Here is a 20531-nt window from a genome sequence, read left to right as displayed (position 1 = left end):
GATTTAACACCATCGCTTGATGGTTTGTGAACTGGATGGATTGGTGCAGGGCTGTTGAGTCAGTCTCTGCATCCAAAAATTCAGTATAGTTTTGGATAGGTAGTGCATAGTGCAAGACCTTAATTAGCAAAAGGGAAACGACCGTGAATTTAAATGCGACGCTCTTTTTCCAGGTAATCGTTTTCTTAGTATTAGTGTGGTTCACTATGAAGTTTATTTGGCCACCACTAATCAAAGCAATTGACGATCGCCGACAGAAGATAGCCGATGGTCTAGCGGCTGCTGACAAGGGTAAGGCTGATTTAGCTCAAGCCCAGAGTCGTATCGCCGAAATCGAAAATGCAGCAAAGACCGAGAATCAAACAAGATTTGCTGAAGCTGAAAAACGCGCTGCCTCAATCGTTGAAGCCGCTCGTGAAGAGGCTGAGCAAGAACGTGCCCGCATCATTGCCCAGGCCAAACAGGACGCTGTTCTTGAGGTAACACGTTTACGTGATGAGTTACGTGACGAAGTTGCAACATTAGCAGTACAAGGTGCTGAGCAGATTCTTCGCCGTGAAGTGGATGCGAAAACACATGCCGAGTTGCTCGATCAACTGAAGGCACAGCTTTAATTTGGGATTGCTATGGCTGAACTTTCAACTATTGCCCGTCCTTACGCAAGCGCTGCATTTGCAGCGGCAAAGGACAGTCAAGTCGGATTAGAGACTTGGGCTAAGGCTGTAAAACAATTGTCAGAAATAGTTTCTGTCGCTGAAGTCAAGGAGCTTTTATCAAATCCTAAAGCGACCGAAGCTGACAGCTTGGCTATTTTTGACACACTATTGCCTGATATGCCTGCTGATGTTAAGAATTTTGTTCAATTAGTAGTGGAAAACGATCGCTGGGCAGTATTGCCAGAGATTGCTGAACAATTTATTCAACTTAAAAATAAGCATGATGGCAAGGCGATCGCCCAAATTACGAGCGCTTTTGAGTTAACTCAAGAACAATTAAAAGATTTGCTTGCAAGTCTTGAAAAAAAATTTAGCGTATCTCTAGAACCCGAGGTGAAGGTTGATCCAGCCTTAATTGGTGGGGTACGAGTGATCGTGGGTGATCAAGTTTTAGATACTTCGGTGCAAGCGCAAATTACACGTTTGCACGATAAGTTGGTTGCTGAATAAGCGCCATAACTATAGGATTTCAGGAGTCTGATTATGCAACTCAATCCGTCAGAGATCAGCGAATTACTAAAGAGCCGAATTGAGGGTCTAGGTACTTCTGCCGATGTCCGTACGCAGGGTACGGTAGTATCCGTAACCGACGGTATTACTCGCATCCACGGTTTATCCGATGTGATGCAGGGCGAAATGCTCGAATTTCCCAACAATGTTTTCGGTTTGGCGCTAAACCTAGAGCGTGATTCAGTTGGTGCGGTGATTTTAGGTGATTACACCAGCGTTTCCGAGGGTGATCTGGTTAAAACAACTGGTCGTATTCTTGAGGTACCTGTTGGTCCGGAATTATGTGGCCGTGTGGTTGACACCTTAGGTAATCCAATTGATGGTAAAGGCCCGATTAACACGACTCAAACAGACGTTATTGAGAAGGTTGCTCCGGGCGTAATTGCACGTCAATCCGTATCTGAGCCTTTACAAACAGGTTCTAAAGCGATTGACTCAATGGTACCTATCGGTCGCGGTCAGCGTGAGTTAATTATTGGTGACCGTCAGGTAGGTAAAACAGCGGTTGCTGTGGATGCCATTATTAACCAAAAAGGCCAAAACGTAATTTGTGTATACGTGGCTGTTGGTCAAAAAGCATCTACCGTAAACAATATTGTTCGTAAACTTGAAGAAACAGGTGCTTTAGAGTACACCATCGTGGTAGCTGCTAACGCCTCTGACTCCGCTGCTATGCAGTACTTAGCCCCTTATGCCGGTTGTACAATGGGTGAGTACTTCCGTGACCGTGGTCAGGATGCCTTAATTGTTTATGATGACTTAACTAAGCAGGCTTGGGCATATCGTCAAGTATCGTTATTATTACGTCGTCCACCGGGTCGTGAGGCTTATCCGGGTGACGTATTCTACTTACACTCTCGTTTACTTGAGCGTGCTGCACGTGTAAATGCTGATTACGTAGAAAAATTCACTAATGGTGAGGTTAAGGGTAAAACCGGTTCATTAACTGCCTTACCGATTATTGAAACTCAAGCAGGTGACGTTTCTGCTTTCGTACCAACCAACGTTATTTCAATTACTGACGGTCAGATCTTCCTTGAAACTGACTTATTTAACGCTGGTATTCGTCCTGCAATTAACGCAGGTATTTCGGTATCGCGTGTGGGTGGTGCAGCTCAAACTAAGGTGATTAAGAGCTTATCAGGCGGTATTCGTACTGACTTGGCACAGTATCGTGAGTTGGCTGCCTTTGCGCAGTTCGCTTCTGACCTTGACGAAGCAACTCGTCGTCAGCTAGAGCGCGGTGAGCGTGTGGTTGAGTTATTGAAGCAGCCACAATACACTCCTTACAAAGTTTGGGAAATGGCGGTTTCGCTATTTGCGGTTAACAACGGTTATTTAGACGATGTAGAAGTTACACAAATTCTACCATTTGAAAAAGCGCTTAAAGAGCACTTGAAGTCTAAAAATGCTGATTTAATTGATCGCATTGAATCAACTAAGCAGTTGAGCAAAGAAGACGAGGCTGCACTGAAAGATGCCATCGCAGCTTTCAAAAAGTCTTACGCTTAATAAGGTGATTTAGCACAGTCAGACCGGGATGAATCAGGTCTGACTGAGGTCTAATTCTAATAGGAATTTAATATGGCTGGAATTAAAGAAATCCGTACTAAGATTTTGAGCGTACAAAATACGAGCAAAATCACTAAGGCCATGGAGATGGTAGCTGCGTCCAAGATGCGTAAAGCACAGGATCGTATGCGTGCCGGTCGTCCTTATGCCAAAAAAGTACGTGATATTGCCAGACACTTGATGTTGACAACATCTGACTACTCAAATCCTTACCTCGAAGCTAGAAAGGAGGTAAAAAATGTGGGTCTAGTGTTGATTACAACGGACAAGGGTCTTTGTGGCGGATTAAATACCAATATTACGCGTTTAGCCTTAAATCGTCTGCAAGAGTTCAAATCTCAGAATGTCGGTGTTCAGGCAACCGCTTTGGGCTCAAAGGGCTTATCATTTTTAAGCCGTTTAGGTGCCAATATCGTTTCACAACAAACACAATTAGGTGATGTGCCAAATATGGAAAGCCTAATTGGTGCACTAAAAGTGCAGTTGGACGACTATAAAGAGGGCAAGATTGACGCACTCTATGTAGCAACCACGATTTTCGTGAATACGATGAAGCAGGAGCCGGCATTTATTCGTTTATTGCCATTGCCGTCTAACCTAGAGGATCCCTATACCACTTCTTACGACGATAAACTCGAAGAAGGGGAGAGTGGTTTATCTTCTCATGGCTGGGATTACATCTTCGAGCCGAATGTTAGCAGCGTAATTGATGATCTTCTACAGCGTTATGTTGAGAGTTTGGTCTATCAGTTTGTTGCGGAAAATATGGCATCGGAGCAGTCAGCGCGTATGGTAGCGATGAAGGCTGCATCGGATAACGCTAAAAAGGTTATTGGTGAATTGCAACTTGTCTATAACAAAACACGTCAAGCAGCAATTACAAAAGAAATTTCAGAAATTGTGGGGGGTGCTGCTGCCGTTTAATATTCATCACATGAGTGTTAAATGAAGTAGTAACTTTCAATCGTTATAAAGGTAAGGATACAACATGAGTAACGGTACAATTGTTCAGTGCATCGGCGCAGTAGTGGACGTACAGTTCCCGCGCGACAATATGCCTAAGATTTACGAGGCATTAAAGGTGGCTGAAGATAGCAGCAATAAGTTTGTTGAAGCAGGCTTAACTTTAGAAGTACAGCAGCAATTGGGCGACGGTGTTGTTCGTACCATTGCTTTAGGTTCAAGTGACGGTTTAAGCCGCGGTTTAGCGGTTGAGCGTACGCACTCTGGTATTGCTGTACCAGTTGGTGAGGGTACCTTAGGTCGCATTATGGACGTATTGGGTCGTCCGATTGATGAAGCGGGTCCGATTGAGCACGACGAAAAACGTGTAATTCACCAGCCTGCACCTAAGTTTGACGAGTTATCTCCATCAGTTGAGCTATTAGAAACCGGGATTAAGGTAATTGACTTAATCTGCCCATTCGCCAAGGGTGGTAAGGTTGGTCTATTCGGTGGTGCCGGTGTAGGTAAAACCGTTAACATGATGGAATTAATTAACAACATCGCTAAGCAGCACTCTGGTTTATCCGTGTTTGCTGGTGTTGGTGAGCGTACTCGTGAGGGTAATGACTTCTACCACGAGATGGAAGAGTCTAACGTTCTTGATAAAGTAGCAATGGTTTTCGGTCAGATGAACGAGCCACCAGGTAACCGTTTACGTGTTGCACTGACTGGTCTAACCATGGCCGAGCGTTTCCGTGATGAAGGTCGTGATATTCTATTCTTCGTGGATAACATCTATCGTTATACCCTAGCTGGTACTGAGGTATCTGCACTTCTAGGTCGTATGCCTTCAGCGGTAGGTTATCAGCCGACACTTGCTGAGGAGATGGGTGTACTACAAGAGCGTATTACCTCAACTAAGACCGGTTCGATTACCTCAATTCAAGCGGTATACGTACCAGCGGATGACTTGACTGACCCGTCACCTGCGACTACGTTCCAGCACTTAGACTCTACTGTTGTATTGTCTCGTGATATTGCCTCTTTAGGTATTTATCCTGCGGTTGACCCATTAGACTCAACCAGCCGTCAGCTCGATCCTCAGATCGTTGGTGAGGAGCACTACAATGTAGCTCAGTCAGTACAGCATACATTACAGCGCTACAAGGAATTACGCGATATTATTGCGATTCTTGGTATGGATGAGTTATCGCCTGAAGATAAGCAAGTGGTTGCACGTGCTCGTAAGATTCAGCGTTTCCTATCTCAGCCGTTCCACGTAGCTGAAGTATTTACCGGTTCACCTGGTAAGTATGTACCATTAGCTGAAACGATTCGTGGTTTCAAGATGATTGTTTCTGGTGAGTGTGATGCACTACCTGAGCAGGCATTCTACATGGTTGGTTCGATTGACGAAGCTTTCGAAAAAGCCAAAACCCTTAAATAAGGAATTGTCATGGCAGTTCTGAAACTCGATGTAGTGAGTGCGGAAAAGTCATTGTACTCGGGCACGGTCAAAATGGTCGTGCTTCCGGGTGAAGCGGGTGAGCTAGGTGTACTGCCTGGTCACACCCCTTTGATTACCCGTATTCGTCCAGGTACCGTTAGAATCACGCGCGAAGATGACTCACAAGAGGTGGTGTTCGTTGCTGGTGGTATTCTAGAGGTACAGCCTTATGCAGTGACTGTGTTGGCCGATGTGGCAGTTCGTCTAGAGGAACTAGATGCAGCCAAAGCTGAAGAGTCTCGTAAGAAAGCCCAAGAAACGCTTAAAAACGCTGCTTCGCCACAAGAAGCGGCAGCAATTGAAGCTGAACTTGCTTTATTACAAGCACAAGTGGTTGCCATCCAGCGCTACCGAGATCTCAAATCTCATCACTAAGATGGATAGTATAAAAACCCCGTTAAAATCAGCCATAGGCTATGTTTTAACGGGGTTTTTTGTTTGCTTTAGCGTTTAGCAAACTAGGCTCTGATGCCCTCAGCTTGTAGTGCCTTTTGTAATGGTTCAAACTGCGCCACACGCTCGTAGTAGGCTTGCAGATTTGCTAATTGGCAGAGATCTAGTTTGACCAATTTGGCCCATCGCAGGGTCACAAATAAGTAAATATCCGCAATACAAATCTGATCGATTAAGTACTCACGATTGGCTAAGTGATCATCGGCAATTTTATAGCTTTTTATTAGGGATTGCTCGGCTGCTTTTTTTACTCTATCATGCAGTGCTTGATCGCCCTCAATAAAGCCTGGGGTAGAGAAAAAAGGTGTAAATTGCTTATGTATGTCGGAGTTCGCATAGGCTAACCAACGATATGCTAAAGCTCGTTGCTGCAAATTGTTTTTTGCACCAAATAGCTCGGCATCAGGAAACTTTGCATCCAAATAGGTGAGAATCGCAATATTTTGCGTGATTGTAAAATCACCATCCTCCAAGGTAGGCACTGAGCCGGCCGGATTTTTGGCCAGGTACTCGGGCGACTTCAAATAGTCCCGTGGTGTCTGATATGCCTCGAAATCTGCGTCTAACCAATATAATGCGGTGTGCGGTACGACTGAGCAAGAACCCTGTAAATAATAAAGCTTCATAAAGCATTCACTCCTTAGTTAAGATCATTTGTTCTAATAATGTAATCTACTTCAAAAAATTTTGCCATGCAGATTAGGTGAGTAATATGCTTTAGCCATTACTAGAAAAATCGTAGCTCACGTTCCGTCACAATACCATCGAGTAATTTATCATGCGCTAATGCCTCATAATCGCTTGGTAAACGCGCATCCGACCACACTGCGCCGAGTAGTATAGGGGACTGCTCTTGTGCTTCCCAAGCGGCAATGGTGCGATCGTAGTAGCCACCGCCATAGCCTAAGCGCTCACCTTGTTCCCCATAACCCAGCATGGGCAACAACACAATATCGGGGGTATTGGCGATTTCTTTGGCTTCTGGCTCCAGGATGCCAAAATGACCCGTAACCAAGGGGGCACCCGGGTCCCAGTAAAAGAACTGTAAGGCTGCGTTTTTTTCTACAATTTTGGGTAGCACAATTTCATGCCCCATGGCATAGAGCTCATCTAGTAAAGCCCGGATATCAGGTTCCTGCCGAAATGGCCAATAAGCGGCAATCACTAGTCCCTGACGGCGTATTTTATGACGCGCGGGGAGGATCTTTAGGGCATCAAAGTCGTGTTGCGCTTGTGTCTCGTATTCTAAGCTGTTAAGCCAACCCATAAAATGCTCGCTCAGCGCCTTGGAGCGTGCTTGATATGCCACTTCGCTCAGTTGCATGCGTTGATTCAATAACTTAGATCGTATGGATTGATAGTAGTTTGTGTTATTCTGCTGCATAGACTATTTAATAATTGGCACACTGCCATCTGATGCGTGGAGCAACCATGACTCAAAAATCATTATCACCTTATTGGAAGTATACACTGCTGGCAGGTATTTTGGCCTCCGCCTTATTTGTGGTGAGCGGATGCAGTTCGACAGCTCAATCACAATCCGCTTTAACGACAGGCGCTGTGGATGAAGAAGCGGAGCTAAGCGCAGCGGAGATTGAAGCACAACAAACACGTTCACGCCTGCCTGAGCGCGATTTAAAGCCAGTTGATGCTGCCGCTAGAGCAGCAGTGGCCAATGCCTACCTGGCTTTGCAGAATCGCCAGTGGGAGCTGTTACCGAGTTTTGCTCATGCAGCCAAAGCGGATCATGAGCTTGGTGCTTATCCGCAATATTGGTTTTTACGCAATCATCTCAATCGTAGCAGCACGTTAGCTGCTTTGGATACGGCTGCCTTAGACCAGTTTATCAAAGCGCACCCCCACAGCTATATGGCTGAGCGCCTTAAGGCAGAATGGATTATCAAGGCTGCGGCTTTGGGTGACTATCAAACGGCAGCAGCCTTGGGACCGGTAAACGTAAGTTTGAGCCAAGCTGAATGCGCCTCTATCCAAAGTCACGCCATGACAGGTCAGCGCGTTGGGATTCGTGAAGCGTTGGCAAGCTTTAGTCCAGGTGAGTCTTGTTGGGCGATGTTAGAAACTTTGAATCGTCAAGGGCGTTTGAGCTTTGAGCAATTACAGCCAGCCTTGAGAGCGGCAGTAGAATATGATAATAAAAACGCTGCGGCCCGTTATGCGGCACTGGTTTTTTCACCGGCACAGCTAGCACAGTATCGTGCCATTATGGCCGATCCGCGCGCTTGGATTAGTCGCCAATCCGGTGCTGCCGCCTCACCACTGGAGGCGGAATTGCGTGCCATTGCTTTTAGCCGCTTGGCACGTCAGGATCGTGAGCAAGGCATTCAGCTGTTGAATGCCACTAATCTGCTCAGTAAACAGGATAAGCAATGGGCTTATGCTCAGTTTGGATTAGTCTCAGCCCTCAATCTGGAGGATCGCTCGGATCGCTGGTATCGGCAGTCGGAGGATGTGGCCTTAAGCGATTACAATGCGGCTTGGAGGGTTCGCGCTGCCTTACGTCAGCCCACAGTTGATTGGCGCCGTGTGAAAGACACCATCGAGATGATGAATAAGGAGCAGCAAAAAGAGACGGCTTGGGTCTATTGGCATTCACGTGCCTTGGCAGCCTTAGGCCAGACGGCAGCGGCGCATACGGGCTATCAGAGTTTATGGAGTCACTATGATTTTTATGGTCAATTGGCCCGTGAGGCATTGGGGCAGCAGATCACTTGGCCAGAGCAAGCAGCGCCGGTCACGGCGGCCGAATTAGCGGCGATTAAGCGCAATAGCGGCTTACAAAATGCGGTAGCGCTTCTAGGGATTGGGGCGCGTGAGTATGCGGTGGTGGAGTGGAATCATGCCATTCGTGGTCTCAACGATAGGCAGTTAATGTCAGCTGCTGAGTGGGCCAAGCAAGTGGGCTTTTATGATCGCACCATTAATACCTCCTTACTGACAAAACACAGTGTGAACTTTGAGCAACGCTATGTGGCTCCCTTTGATGGGCGAGTGACTGCGCAAGCTCGTCGGGTTGGGGTATCACCAGCCTGGGTGTATGGCTTAATTCGTCAGGAGTCGCGCTTTGTGCCGGTGGCTCGTTCTGGTGTCGGTGCCTCTGGTTTGATGCAGCTGATGCCGGGTACGGCGCAATTAGTGGCGCGTAAGCTGGGGGTGCAAAATTATAATCACAGCATGATTAACGATTTCGATACCAATACCTTATTTGGTACGACCTACCTTAAGGATATTTTAGATAAGCAGGCAGGTTCTGAAGTCTTGGCCACTGCGGGTTATAACGCAGGTCCGAACCGTGCTGTACGTTGGCGTAATAGCCTGACACGGTCAGTAGAGGGGGCGATTTTTGCGGAAACGATCCCCTTTACCGAAACTCGCTTATATGTGAAGCATGTATTGTCTAATGCTGTTTGGTACGATATTAAGTTTAATCACGGTAGACCTGCCTCGCTCACGCAGCGTTTGGGTACCATTCATCCCTAGTAGCTAAGGATGTCAGCGCAGACGAGTCATCAAAATACCCTAGACCCCACAGCCATTTATGCGGTGGGTGGGGCGGTGCGTGACCGCTTATTAGGTCTACCTGCGGGTGATTATGATTGGGTGGTAGTAGGTGCTACCCCTGAACAAATGGTGGCCAATGGCTACCTACCCGTGGGTGGTGATTTTCCTGTGTTTTTACACCCTAGCACCCATGAAGAATACGCCTTAGCCCGCACCGAACGTAAGTCTGGTCGAGGTTATCAAGGCTTTACCTTTTATACTGGCAGCGATGTTAGTTTGGAGCAGGACTTATTGCGGCGTGATCTGACGGTCAATGCCATGGCCTTGAGTCAAGCGGGGCAGCGTTATTTGGCGCAACTAAGTGATGAGTTGGGAGAAGCGCAGCTTAATACCTTATTGCAAAGCGGTGCCTTAGACCAACGACTCAGTGCGGGTAGTCCACCGTTTTTAAGCGATCCCTTTGGTGGTTTACAGGATCTACGACAAAAGGTTTTTCGGCATGTCAGTGAGGCCTTTATTGAGGATCCTGTTCGTATTTTACGTTTGGCACGTTTTTTGGCGCGTTTTGAGGACTTTAGGGTAGCCCCTGAAACCTTGAGTTACTGTCAAACAATGGTGGACAATGGCGAGGTCGACCATTTGGTGGCCGAGCGTGTGTGGCAGGAGTTATCACGCGCTTTGATGCAGCCCGCACCCTACCGTACGTTCCGGTTTTTAGCAGAGATTGCGGCCTTGGAGCGTGTGTTACCAGGCTTTGTTTGGGATAGGGAGGCGGCTGAATTGCTACATTTAGTAGCTAACAGCGAGCTCAGTTTAGCCTTTAGCTATGGTTTGATCTTTTATCGTGTGGCCGATATTATGGCGTTTTCTCAGCGCTTGAGAGCGCCTCATGCCTGTCAAGAAGCGGCGCAGTTAATTGCCCAATGGGTGCAAGCCATGCAGCAGTATCCTTTGAACGCTACCACGCCACCCGAGCAATTATTGCGGGCGATATTAGCTACCGATCCGCTTAGAAAGCCTGAGCGCTTTGAGGAGTTGCTGCAGAGTTCTGCCTTACTATTAAGCGTCAAAGGGGTGTCGGCTGAGCAAATTGAGGCGGAACTGGGTCAATGGCGTCGACTACTTGCCGCTGTACAAGCGGTTGACGCGGGAGCGATCGCTAAAGCTTGTGCGGCAGAGGGGCGACCAATTAAAGAGGCAATTTATAGTGCACGTCTAAGGGCATTGGAACAGGTCCGTTGTGCTTAGTGTGTGGGGCGAATCAAGTCTAAGCGAGTAGCTGCTTAGTGATTTTTTCTCCAAAGAAAAACACAAAGAGACCGATGGAGCTAATGATTGCGCCCAGGATACGCCATACATCCACTGGTCTAGTCGGCATGCCGATTAAACCGAAATGATCCACCACAATTGCCACCATAATTTGGGTAAAAACCACCACAAAGAGAAAATTACTTAAACCCATTTTTAAGGGTAAAAAGGCGCTACAGAAGACCATAAAGGCCCCCAGTAAACCACCGGAAAACTTCCATAAGGGCTGTTGTCCGAGGGTAGGAGCCAGGGGGCTGAAGTCAGCACGAAATAAGCAGATAATAAAGAGGGTGATGGTACCCACGGAAAAAGAGATGAGGGCTGCCAATAAAGGCTGCCCTAATAAATCCTGACCCAGTCTAGAGTTGATAGGTGCTTGCAGTGCAATGGCGATGGCCGCAGTAAAGGCCAAAAGATAGTATAAAAGCATAGATTTCTCGTTTGATAGTACTGGGTCTCAATCGCTTAAGCTTCGCTCCTCATTACAACTGCGAGCGACGATCGGCGTGGCTAAAGCCAATGGGGCAAAAACCTTGCAGCCCCTTGCTAAGTATCATCACTTTAAAGAGCTCACCCATTTCCGATTCGGAGAGTAGCTTTTGCACCGGACCAATATGTAATGCATAGCTTTCAACATCCTCTGGATCCAGCGTGGATAATAAATCCAACATACCACAATTGATGAGGAAATTGGCTTGTGAGGTGTAGCCAGCTAGCTCTAAACCGGCTTTGAAAGCCTCATCAGCGATTGCTGAAAAGTCCACATGAGCGGTAATGTCCTGAATGCCCGGTAAGGATAGTACATCCGGGTGCGCATGATGGCGGAAATGACACATTAAGGTACCCTGAGCACGCTGGGGATGGTAGTACTCGGCAGCAGGGAAGCCGTAGTCAATAATGATGGCTGCGCCTTGCTTTAGCCACTCACCCAGGCTGCGAATCCAAGCTCTGGCTTGTTGATTGAATTCAGAGCTATAACCGGCAATTTTAGGCATACGCTCAATCCCATCTGCTAAGCGTTCGGCTGTCACCTCCTCATCAGCCCAAGTAAAGAGGTTTTGAGGCTGGGTTGCTACCGTCTCCTCCTCGCTGGTGGAGGTAGGACGTAGCGTGACATGGCTCTCCTTGAGCTTTTCTTCATCGTCGTAGATATAAAGGCGCACTGGCATTGAATCCAGCACCTCATTGGCTATTACACAACCAACAAAGCTCTCCGGTAATTGCTCTAACCAGACCACGCGGTCGGCATAGGCCGACAAGCTTTGCTGTTGTAGCTCTTTTAAGTCGGAAGAAACTTCAAGGATGAAATACTTGACCGAGCTATCGTCTAAACTCTCCAAAATCTGTGCCGCTAAAGCACCACTGCCGGCACCAAATTCGAGAATATTTTTTTCGCTACAGTGACTTAGCACATCGCTAACCGCAAGTGCTAACGTACGACCAAACCAAGGGCTCAACTCAGGTGCAGTAATAAAGTCACCACTCACGGCGGAAGCGCTGCTCATGGCCGCAGGGTTACCTTTATCAACGCGACTCATACCGATGGAGGGGTTATCGCCCTCTAGCGGAATCGCCTCACCTCGTTCAAGATAAGCTAGACTGGAGGCGGCAATCGCTTCCTGACTGCTTTGATGACTGGCTAGTTTTAGCCTACCGCTGGTGTAGTAGCCGTATTGGGGGTGATAAAGCGCTTGAGCCATAAAATGCTCAAAAGAAATCGGTCCATTGGACTCGATTTCTTTTTTTAAAAGCTCAGCTAGCCTTTGGGTGTGCTCCAATTCGGCAGGGTGTAGCTGCGGCAGGTTTTTAATGTTCATTTAGTATTATGCAGATGAAAAAATTTTAAAATTTCTTTGCTAGCGTCAAAGTCGGATACTTCATTATAGCGATAATCAGGGTTGCCATTAGCCCAACCATGCCATAAGTCGGGGATCATTTTAAGGCGTACTGGCTGGGCACTTGTTTGATGAATCCGTCCTGCTTTGCGATTTAGGCTGCTAAACCACTTTTTAAGTTGTTCAGCATTCAGCGGATTGACGTAATCATCCTTTTCGCCATGAATAATCATCAGCGGTAGGGGGTGCTCTATATAGTTAATAGGCACTGGAATATCAGCTATGTCCTCGCTACAGCCATCCTTCATGATGCGAATGGCGCCGGCGGCATTGCGGGCAAGGGGAAACATCGGACAGGAGTGGAGCGCTAAGCCAGCAAATAAATGGCTGTAGTCCATGGCGATATGACCTGCCAAGGCTGCACCCGAGGAAATACCGGCTAAATAAATCCGCTCTGGGTCAATGCTATCCACCGTCTCCACCATGGCGCTCAGCAGCTCAACCACAGAGTTTTTTTCTTCAATACTTTGCCTGCCATCAGCATCAAACCAATGCCAACAGTTATTCATATTACGAAAGGTGTTTTGATAGGGATAAAGTACTGCAAAACCGTATTGTTCGGCGTATTCATTCATCCGTGTACCAGCCGCAAAACTATTAGCGCTTTGACCACAGCCGTGAATCATCACGATCAACGGTAATTTTGTTTGTGCTTTGTTTTTTGGAAAATAGGCTGCATACTCCAATTGTTGAAAATTAAATAAGCCGATGGGTGAACTGTTTTTAAGAACGGGTTCTAACCATTTGCCTTCTAAGTTAGCAAAGCCATGCTTTTCGACAAATTCAAATTTATGGATAGTATTCATTTTATTGTGCATCCTTAGCGCTGAGTGAGCACTAATGTTGATGGGCGCTTATCGTCCGGGTTACAGTCAATCGCACACATCGCTTTATAAGTTTTACTTATATGTTTATACCTAATCTTGCTATTCTATGCTGTCGTTTGCACTTTGCCTAGCTAGTGTTTATCTTAGGTATGGTTCCTTATCAATGTCATACACCACGGTTAAAGGCGCATGGTCAGAAAAGCGTTGTTCCTTGTAAATCTCGGTACGGATGGCTTTGGAGGCAATGCCGGGGGTGCTGATATGATAGTCGATACGCCAGCCGACATTATTGTCCCACGCCCGTCCGCGATTACTCCACCAAGTGTATTGCTCAGCCTCTTGATTTAATTGACGAAACACATCGACAAAACCGCGTTCCTCAAAGAGATGACTCATCCAGGCGCGCTCTTCTGGGGTAAAACCGGAGTTTTTTAAATTGCCACGCCAGTTTTTTAGATCAATTTCTTTATGCGCCATATTCCAGTCACCACAAATAATATACTCATGACCCGTTTGGCGATGGTGTTCCATCATGCGATCAATCCATGGACCAAACTTGTCTAAAAAGCGAAATTTGGCCGCTTGACGTTCTTCGCTACTGGAGCCGGACGGTAGGTAGGCACTGATAACGGTGAGATCGTCCCAGGTGGCGCTGATTAGACGTCCCTCTGGGTCAAATTCCTCACAGTCCATGCCATGTTCGATGTCAGGATTACCCTTGTAATAGAGCGCCACGCCACTGTAGCCCTTTTTCTGAGCATGGTTATAAACACTTTGATAACCCCTTTGATGGCGTATCTCGTCCTTAAGATCGGCCTCGCTGATACGGGTTTCCTGAAGACAGAGGATATCAGCATCTTGAGTCTGCATCCATTCAAAAAAGCCTTTTCGGGCCGCCGCACGGATACCGTTAACATTAAGCGTGGTGATTTTTAGCATAGCAAATGATGTTATGAAAAATGGTCAAATTTTATCGTGTTAAGTCATTGTAACACCTAGGGGTTTACCCTTGGGTGTAAGGTTCTAAGGTATTGATTTTTATTGTCTTTCTTTTAGATTTTCTGATATACAAAAAAATAAAATTTGATAAGTATTTGATATTTTTTTGATAAGAATTTGAAGTCTGATTCTCTACACTACCCATGAGATGAATATTGGGCTAGGAAATTAGCCGCTTGGAAACCATGCACTACATCATTTTTCTTCGTTTTTTAATCAATGGCGGTCTGGCGACGGCGATGCATTATGCGGTTTTTATATGGCTGCTGCAACTGGGGACAAGCGGACTCGTTGCTACTACGGTGGGTGCCTTGGTGGGTCTCGTTGCTAATTACTTGTTGCAATATCACTTCACCTTTGCCAGCGCTATCTCACATGGTCGAGCATTTCCGAGTTTTTTGATCGTCGGTGTTTTGTCTTGCGGGCTCAACGCGCTCTTATTTTATGCCTTACAAGCACTGCTCGCTGCGCCTGAGCTGATTTTACAACTGATGGTGAGCACCATTGTGAGCTTAGTTAATTTTGTTTTATACAAAAAGGTATTTTGCTATGACACCTTATCCGTTTAAAGAGACTGTAGCAGTCAATCAGCAGGCTTCTGTAGCGCTGTCGCTAGTGATTCCTGTGTACAACGAAAAACCGGTGATTCCTCTGTTGTTAGAACGACTGAAACAGGTCATGTCAGGCTTAGAGCTGAGTTATGAAATTGTCTTAGTCGATGATGGTAGTCGTGATGGTTCCGGTGAATTAATGTACCGCTTAGCCTTAAGCGATCCCAGCTTACATGTCTTGCGTCTAAGCCGTAATTTTGGCAAAGAAGCGGCTTTAACCGCCGGTCTGGATCATGCGCGGGGCGAGGCTGTGATTATTATGGATGCGGATTTACAGGATCCCCCTGAGTTAATTCCGCAAATGGTGGCGCATTGGCGTGAAGGCTATGATGTTGTCAGCATGAAGCGTCGTAGCCGTGAGGGTGAGACGCGCTTCAAGACATGGTCGGCGCATTGCTATTATCGCATGTTGAACAAAATCAGTGATGTTGATATTCCTACCGATACGGGTGATTTTCGTTTGTTGAGTCGGCATGCTTTAGAAGCCTTAAAGCAATTGCCCGAGCGTAATCGCTATATGAAAGGGCTATTTGCATGGATTGGGATGAAAACCAAGGTAGTGGAATACGATCGTCAGGCGCGTGTTGCCGGTAAAAGCAAGTGGGATTATTTTGCTTTGGTGGGTTTGGCCTTTGAAGGGATTACTTCTTTTTCCCGTTCTCCGCTACGTCTTGCCATGGGCTTGGGTGTGTTTATTGCACTGGCAGGCGTCTTATTCGGTCTTTGGATTGTTTTTAAAACCTTAATGTTAGGCGAGGTGGTGCCAGGTTACCCGTCGATTATTGCCTTAGTGACATTTTTGGGTGGGGTGCAATTAATGACGGTCGGTTTATTAGGTGAGTATGTGGGCAAAATCTACTATGAGTCTAAGCAGCGTCCAATTTATTTATTGAGTGATGCGGTAGAGCAGGCGCAAGCTTGTCGTCCAGCGTATGGTGGCGTCTCGCAAGCAAGTCCTTACGTGGCCACGGTGCACGGTCATCCTATGGCGCAATCGCTGGAACCCTCAGCTGAGAAAGCGCCGCTAGCTCAGCGCAAAGTGTCTTAATAAGTGAATTGAATAAATGTTGAAGTTATTTGAGCGTCCTTTGTTTTTATTGGCGCTAATTTTAGTGGCTTTGTTGCCAGTGATGGCCTTGATGCCTTTTAGTGATACCACCGAACCACGTTATGCGGAAATCGCCCGCTTGATGCTAGAGCGTAATGACTGGATCACGCCTTGGTTTGATCCACAAACGCCATTTTGGGGTAAACCGCCGCTATCTTTTTGGTTGCAAGCCTTAAGTATGAAGTTTTTCGGCGTATCGGAATTTGCTGCTCGTTTGCCGTCTTACTTAAGTTTATGTGCCTGTGCCTTTTTGTTGCAGCGTGTTGTTCAGCAGCTACATAGCGCCTGGCAGGGCTTATGGGCGGCTATTATTTATGTGAGTTGCGCTTTAAGTTTTACCACCGGCGCTGGGGTATTAACCGATCCTTTGCTTAATTTAGGCTTATTGCTCGCATTAGTATCCTTTGTGATGGTGATGGAGGGCCAAAGTGCTTGGAATTACGGTTTTTTTATTGGCTTAAGCATTGCTTTATTAGCTAAAGGTCCTTTGGCTTTGGTGTTGTTAGGGGCACCCTTGCTATTGTGGGTACTGTTAAGCTTCAAAGAGCGTGTGCTGCTCTTAAAGCGCTTTGCTTGGTGCAGTGGATTAGTCATCACAGCGATATTGGTGCTGCCATGGTATATCTTGGCAGAGATTAAAACGCCTGGTTTTTTGTATTATTTTATCGTGGGCGAGCATGTTTTACGCTTTCTTGATCCGGGTTGGCAAGGTGATATGTATGGCACGGCGCATGAGTATATGCATGGCACTATTTGGTGGTTTGCGTTACAGGCAATGGCGCCGTGGAGTCTACTGTTAATTGCTTTTGCAGTGGGTGCCGCATTCTCAACGAAGCTGCGGGGGCACTGGCAAGCACTTTCTCAAGCACCGTATTTTTCATTATTTTTATGCTATGGACTGTTTGTGCCGAGCTTTTTTACCTTCTCCGGTAATGTGCTGTGGACCTATGTGTTACCCGCAATACCAGCCTTTGCCTATTTATTGTCCATGCTGCTCGTGCCCTATGTGATGGAGACTAGGCCTCGTTTGAAGCTCTTGCCAGTCACAACAGCACTGTTGATGCCAGTGGCGGGGGTCGTGTTGTGTGCGCTCGTGTTGTTGGTGCCGCAGCAATTTAAAACGGAGAAGTATTTGATTCAAGCATGGCAAGCAATCACGCCGTCATGTCCTTTGTACTATGTGGATAAAGCACCATTTTCGGCAAGATTTTACAGCTCAGAGCAAAGTCAAAGTCTAGCGGTAGCTGATATTCACAGCTGGCTACAGGCACATAAAAGTGCACCGATCTGTCTTGCGGTGTCAAAACGAGATGAAAAAAGCTTAAGCGATTTGGCGCCTTATCAAGATACGATCATTGCTAGCAGCAAGCGTTATATACTATTTAAATTATCGCCACCATCGTATGTTACTAACCAGTGAATAATGATGACTGCTACCGAGAGTCTGAGAGTTTTAATTGTTGAGGACCATTCTGCCTTAGCGCAGAATCTGGCGGAGTACTTTGATGAAGCCGCTTATCAGTTGGACTTTGCCGCTGATGGCTTAACCGCTTTACATTTATTAGCCACTAATCAATACGATGTGATTGTGTTGGATATTATGTTGCCGGCGATTTCCGGGATTGAGCTCTGTCAACGTATTCGGGAGGACTTGGATAGCAGCACGCCAATTATTATGATGACGGCAAAGGATCAGATTGAGGATAAAACCTTAGCCTTTAGTTTGGGTGCTGATGACTACTTGGTAAAGCCCTTTGCTTTAAAGGAGTTGGAATTACGCATTCATGCCTTAGCACGTCGTCATGCAGGGCGTTTGGACAAAAAGAAGTTACGCGTCGGTCAGATAGTGTATGACCCCCGTAGCTTCTTACTGACCGTGGCTGAGGTAGGTTCTTTGCATTTATCAGGGATTGGCGCAAGGATCTTTGAAACACTGATGAAAAGCTATCCCAATCATGTGAGCTATCAGGAATTACAGCAACAGGTATGGGGAGAGCGCGAGGTGGATATGAATACCATTCGCACCCAGACCTATGCGCTTAGAAAGTTATTAAGTGATACCTTTGGTAGACCATTGATTAAAACTATTTATGGCGTGGGTTATGAGCTGAGTATTGATGCGCCCGAGGCAGGGGAATAAGTAATGAAGCCCATTGCAAGACGCATTTATTATGCCATTATCAGTTTATGCTGCCTGCTGCTCGTGGTGTTTAACCTGATCGCTTGGAGTATGCAGGAAGGTCTGGAAGCAACCATGCTGGAGATTGAGTTTCAGCAGGAGCGGGACTTTTTTTTGCAGCAGTTCGATTTTGCCGAGAGTGTGCTGATAAATAGTGAGGGGCATTTGATCGCTTATGCGAAAAAGGGCGATCCGCTACCTCAATTACCCGAATTTTTTTTGGAGTTCCCTGAAAATTACCGAGGCGAAATCGAGCGCAATGGTAAAACGTATCTTTTTACGATTGAAACACTACCCGGCGGTGCTTTATATATTTCCAAGGATATTAGCCATTTTGAAAAGCAGGAGATGCTATTTGCATTGGCTTTGCTGGTGATTAGTGGTATTGCCGTCTTATTGAGCTTATTTTTAGCCAGGTATTTGAGTCGGCGCATTGCTAGGCCTCTGGAGCAGCTTGCCGATGCGATTAGTCGCACGCAAGCGGGAGTGCAGATGCAGCGCTTGGATACCGATTACGATGAGATTGAACTGCATTCAATTTCGGACAGTTTTAATCAGTTTTTGATGCAAATTGAGCAGTTTGTACAGCGTGAAAAAAATCTCTTAAATATGGCGAGTCATGAGTTAAAAACACCGCTTGCGGTTATGTTAGGTGGTTTGGATATTCTTGATAAACGGGGCAATCTCTCGCCAAAGGACGAGGTGACGCTACAGCGCGTACGGCACGCTTGTCAAATTATGCAGAATAATGTCGAGGTGCTCTTGAAATTAGCGCGCTCTGAAGCGAACCCCAGTGAATTAGCGCAGCACTCCTTAGCAGAGATTTTGAGGCAGGTGCAAACAGACTTAGAAGCAGCGGATCCGGCGGTAGCTGATCGTTTGTCACTTAATGTGTTGGCAGAGCCAACGGTGCTAACACAATTTAATATGGCTTATATGGTAGCCAGAAATTTAATTCAAAATGCGATTCAGCATAGTAAGGGTCAGGTGGCAGTGAGTTTGTTTGCTACCTACTTTACGGTCTGTGATGAGGGTTCAGGTTTGACCGCTCAGCAAGTGGCCTTGTTGGAGCAAGGTATGGGTCTAGCAAAGGCGCCGAGTGGTGGCGGTTTGGGCTTGTATATTGTGACATTGATGTGTGAGCGCTTACAGTGGCGCTTGGAAGTGGTGGAGGCTCAGCAGCAGGGAGCAAGCATCCGGGTGATATTTGCGCCTTAATCCGCTATTTGAGTGGTGCCTTGGATCGTTAAAACTGTAAAAAATTGTATAATGACTTTTTCTTTTTTGTTGCTGAATCATTGATATGACGAATACTACTCAACAGCAAGCTCAACAGCGCCGTGATTTCGTGCGTTTTGCCCTGGATCTTGGGGTGTTGCGATTTGGTCAGTTTGAAACTAAGTCAGGGCGTCTGAGTCCTTATTTTTTTAATGCCGGTTTATTTAATAGCGGTAAATCATTAGGCGAATTAGCGAAGTTTTATGCAGATGCGCTCGTTAACTCGGGTGTTGAATTTGATATGCTCTTTGGCCCTGCCTACAAGGGCATTAGTTTGGCTGCGGCAACCTCCATCGCCTTAGCGAATCATCCTCAGCTAGAGGGGCGCGATGTGCCTTATGCCTTTGACCGTAAAGAAGCCAAGGATCACGGTGAGGGCGGTGTGCTGGTGGGGGCGCCGCTTGCTGGTAAGGTAGTGATCATTGATGATGTGATTACCGCTGGGACGTCAGTGCGCCATTCGGTTGATATTATCGAGTCACAGGGTGCAACGCCAGCGGCCGTCTTAATTGCTTTGGATCGTATGGAGCGGGGCGGTAATCATGAGGAAATCGCCGAACATTCAGCAGTACAAGAAGTGGAACAAAAATACGGTTTACCGGTGATTTCAATCGCTTCATTAAGCGATATTATGAGCTTGTTAGAAGAGGATGAGCAATTCTCTCAGCATAAAAACTCTGTTGCTGCTTATCGTGAGAAGTACGGTGCTTAATTAATTTAATTAAGAACTAAAAACAAAACCTAGGGCTCTGTGCGTGATGACGGCAGAGCTTTTTCCTGTCTTCAGCGTTGGGTCACCCTGAAGTGTTTTTCACAGATAGAGACTTTTGCATAAAAGCAGTTAAATACCGGATTTCTGTTCTACTTGGAAATTTTTTGATTTTTTTTGGAAATTTTCGACAAATTTCACCCCGCTTTTATCGATAAATGCCTGTTTTTTAGACATTTATCTGCCTAATTCTGCCTTTTAGGCAAAATTAGGCGCAACTATCCTAAGCTTATTGGCAGCTTTTAAACAATTGATGCAAATCGCTTTCAAAAGCGACTGCGCATGCACCTTGACGAGACCAAAATAGCCTGCCCGCTTATGTTTGAATTTACGGT

Annotated in this window: 20 protein-coding genes; 14 read left to right on the top strand and 6 right to left on the bottom strand. The window is 46.4% G+C overall.

Features of this window, described 5'->3' with window-relative positions; genetic code table 11:
* Positions 1–143: 143 nt before the first annotated feature.
* The 6 genes from A3GA_RS0108025 to A3GA_RS0108000 all read left to right on the top strand — a co-directional run bounded on the left by A3GA_RS0108025 (position 144) and on the right by A3GA_RS0108000 (position 5625).
* Entirely contained in the window at positions 144–614 is a 471-nt protein-coding gene (locus A3GA_RS0108025; protein ID WP_018026881.1) for a F0F1 ATP synthase subunit B, read from the top strand.
* Between the two features lie 12 nt (positions 615–626).
* On the top strand, positions 627–1166 hold the full coding sequence (locus A3GA_RS0108020) for a F0F1 ATP synthase subunit delta (protein WP_018026880.1): 540 nt from the start codon (positions 627–629) through the stop codon (positions 1164–1166).
* A 33-nt stretch (positions 1167–1199) separates the two neighbouring features.
* Entirely contained in the window at positions 1200–2738 is a 1539-nt protein-coding gene (atpA, locus tag A3GA_RS0108015) for a F0F1 ATP synthase subunit alpha (RefSeq protein WP_018026879.1), read from the top strand.
* A 72-nt stretch (positions 2739–2810) separates the two neighbouring features.
* A complete protein-coding gene (atpG, locus tag A3GA_RS0108010) occupies positions 2811–3722 on the top strand; it encodes a F0F1 ATP synthase subunit gamma (RefSeq protein WP_018026878.1) in 912 nt (303 codons plus the stop codon).
* Positions 3723–3786: 64 nt separating this feature from the next.
* A complete protein-coding gene (atpD, locus tag A3GA_RS0108005) occupies positions 3787–5190 on the top strand; it encodes a F0F1 ATP synthase subunit beta (RefSeq protein WP_018026877.1) in 1404 nt (467 codons plus the stop codon).
* A gap of 9 nt (positions 5191–5199) precedes the next feature.
* Entirely contained in the window at positions 5200–5625 is a 426-nt protein-coding gene (locus A3GA_RS0108000) for a F0F1 ATP synthase subunit epsilon (RefSeq protein WP_018026876.1), read from the top strand.
* An 83-nt stretch (positions 5626–5708) separates the two neighbouring features.
* Here the strand turns inward: A3GA_RS0108000 and A3GA_RS0107995 are convergent, their stop codons facing one another.
* Both A3GA_RS0107995 and A3GA_RS0107990 read right to left on the bottom strand, forming a co-directional pair.
* Positions 5709–6329 (bottom strand): glutathione S-transferase family protein, encoded by a 621-nt coding sequence (locus A3GA_RS0107995; RefSeq protein ID WP_018026875.1) that lies wholly within the window; start codon positions 6327–6329, stop codon positions 5709–5711.
* A 101-nt stretch (positions 6330–6430) separates the two neighbouring features.
* The gene (locus A3GA_RS0107990) at positions 6431–7087 is read right to left on the bottom strand and encodes a 5-formyltetrahydrofolate cyclo-ligase (protein WP_081606600.1); all 657 of its coding nucleotides are present in this window, start codon (positions 7085–7087) and stop codon (positions 6431–6433) included.
* A 47-nt stretch (positions 7088–7134) separates the two neighbouring features.
* Here A3GA_RS0107990 and A3GA_RS0107985 point away from each other — a divergent pair, with 47 nt between their 5' ends.
* Positions 7135–9201, top strand: a complete 2067-nt coding sequence (locus tag A3GA_RS0107985; protein ID WP_018026873.1) for a lytic transglycosylase domain-containing protein — start codon at positions 7135–7137, stop codon at positions 9199–9201.
* A 9-nt stretch (positions 9202–9210) separates the two neighbouring features.
* On the top strand, positions 9211–10470 hold the full coding sequence (locus tag A3GA_RS0107980) for a tRNA nucleotidyltransferase/poly(A) polymerase-related protein (RefSeq protein ID WP_018026872.1): 1260 nt from the start codon (positions 9211–9213) through the stop codon (positions 10468–10470).
* A 19-nt stretch (positions 10471–10489) separates the two neighbouring features.
* Here A3GA_RS0107980 and A3GA_RS0107975 read toward each other — a convergent pair whose 3' ends face one another.
* The 4 genes from A3GA_RS0107975 to A3GA_RS0107960 form a co-directional block, all read right to left on the bottom strand.
* Complete coding sequence (locus A3GA_RS0107975) at positions 10490–10960, bottom strand: DMT family transporter (RefSeq protein WP_018026871.1); 471 nt, start codon at positions 10958–10960, stop codon at positions 10490–10492.
* A 52-nt stretch (positions 10961–11012) separates the two neighbouring features.
* Entirely contained in the window at positions 11013–12347 is a 1335-nt protein-coding gene (locus A3GA_RS0107970) for a class I SAM-dependent methyltransferase (RefSeq protein WP_018026870.1), read from the bottom strand.
* Complete coding sequence (locus A3GA_RS0107965; protein WP_018026869.1) at positions 12344–13231, bottom strand: extracellular catalytic domain type 1 short-chain-length polyhydroxyalkanoate depolymerase; 888 nt, start codon at positions 13229–13231, stop codon at positions 12344–12346. The genes A3GA_RS0107970 and A3GA_RS0107965 overlap by 4 nt, the downstream gene beginning before the upstream one ends.
* Positions 13232–13390: 159 nt before the next feature.
* Positions 13391–14191: an exodeoxyribonuclease III gene (locus A3GA_RS0107960; protein WP_018026868.1), complete on the bottom strand. Its 801-nt coding sequence runs from the start codon at positions 14189–14191 to the stop codon at positions 13391–13393.
* A gap of 245 nt (positions 14192–14436) precedes the next feature.
* On the opposite strand from A3GA_RS0107960, the gene A3GA_RS0107955 reads away from it, so the two are divergent.
* The 6 genes from A3GA_RS0107955 to pyrE all read left to right on the top strand — a co-directional run bounded on the left by A3GA_RS0107955 (position 14437) and on the right by pyrE (position 20139).
* A complete protein-coding gene (locus tag A3GA_RS0107955; protein ID WP_040614181.1) occupies positions 14437–14820 on the top strand; it encodes a GtrA family protein in 384 nt (127 codons plus the stop codon).
* The gene (locus A3GA_RS0107950) at positions 14801–15910 is read left to right on the top strand and encodes a glycosyltransferase family 2 protein (RefSeq protein ID WP_018026866.1); all 1110 of its coding nucleotides are present in this window, start codon (positions 14801–14803) and stop codon (positions 15908–15910) included. Before A3GA_RS0107955 ends, A3GA_RS0107950 begins: the two co-directional genes overlap by 20 nt.
* A gap of 16 nt (positions 15911–15926) precedes the next feature.
* Entirely contained in the window at positions 15927–17390 is a 1464-nt protein-coding gene (locus A3GA_RS11505; RefSeq protein ID WP_018026865.1) for an ArnT family glycosyltransferase, read from the top strand.
* Between the two features lie 3 nt (positions 17391–17393).
* On the top strand, positions 17394–18110 hold the full coding sequence (locus A3GA_RS0107940; RefSeq protein ID WP_018026864.1) for a response regulator transcription factor: 717 nt from the start codon (positions 17394–17396) through the stop codon (positions 18108–18110).
* A gap of 3 nt (positions 18111–18113) precedes the next feature.
* Positions 18114–19367 carry a sensor histidine kinase gene (locus tag A3GA_RS0107935; RefSeq protein ID WP_018026863.1) on the top strand — a complete coding sequence of 418 codons (1254 nt, stop codon included), beginning with the start codon at positions 18114–18116 and terminating at the stop codon, positions 19365–19367.
* Between the two features lie 85 nt (positions 19368–19452).
* On the top strand, positions 19453–20139 hold the full coding sequence (gene pyrE / locus A3GA_RS0107930; protein WP_018026862.1) for an orotate phosphoribosyltransferase: 687 nt from the start codon (positions 19453–19455) through the stop codon (positions 20137–20139).
* Positions 20140–20531 lie beyond the last annotated feature (392 nt).

It is taken from the genome of Oligella urethralis DSM 7531, assembly GCF_000372065.1.
Classification (GTDB): domain Bacteria; phylum Pseudomonadota; class Gammaproteobacteria; order Burkholderiales; family Burkholderiaceae_B; genus Oligella; species Oligella urethralis.
Note: the sequence above shows the minus strand (reverse complement) of the source record. Positions and strands in the feature narration are given on the sequence as shown.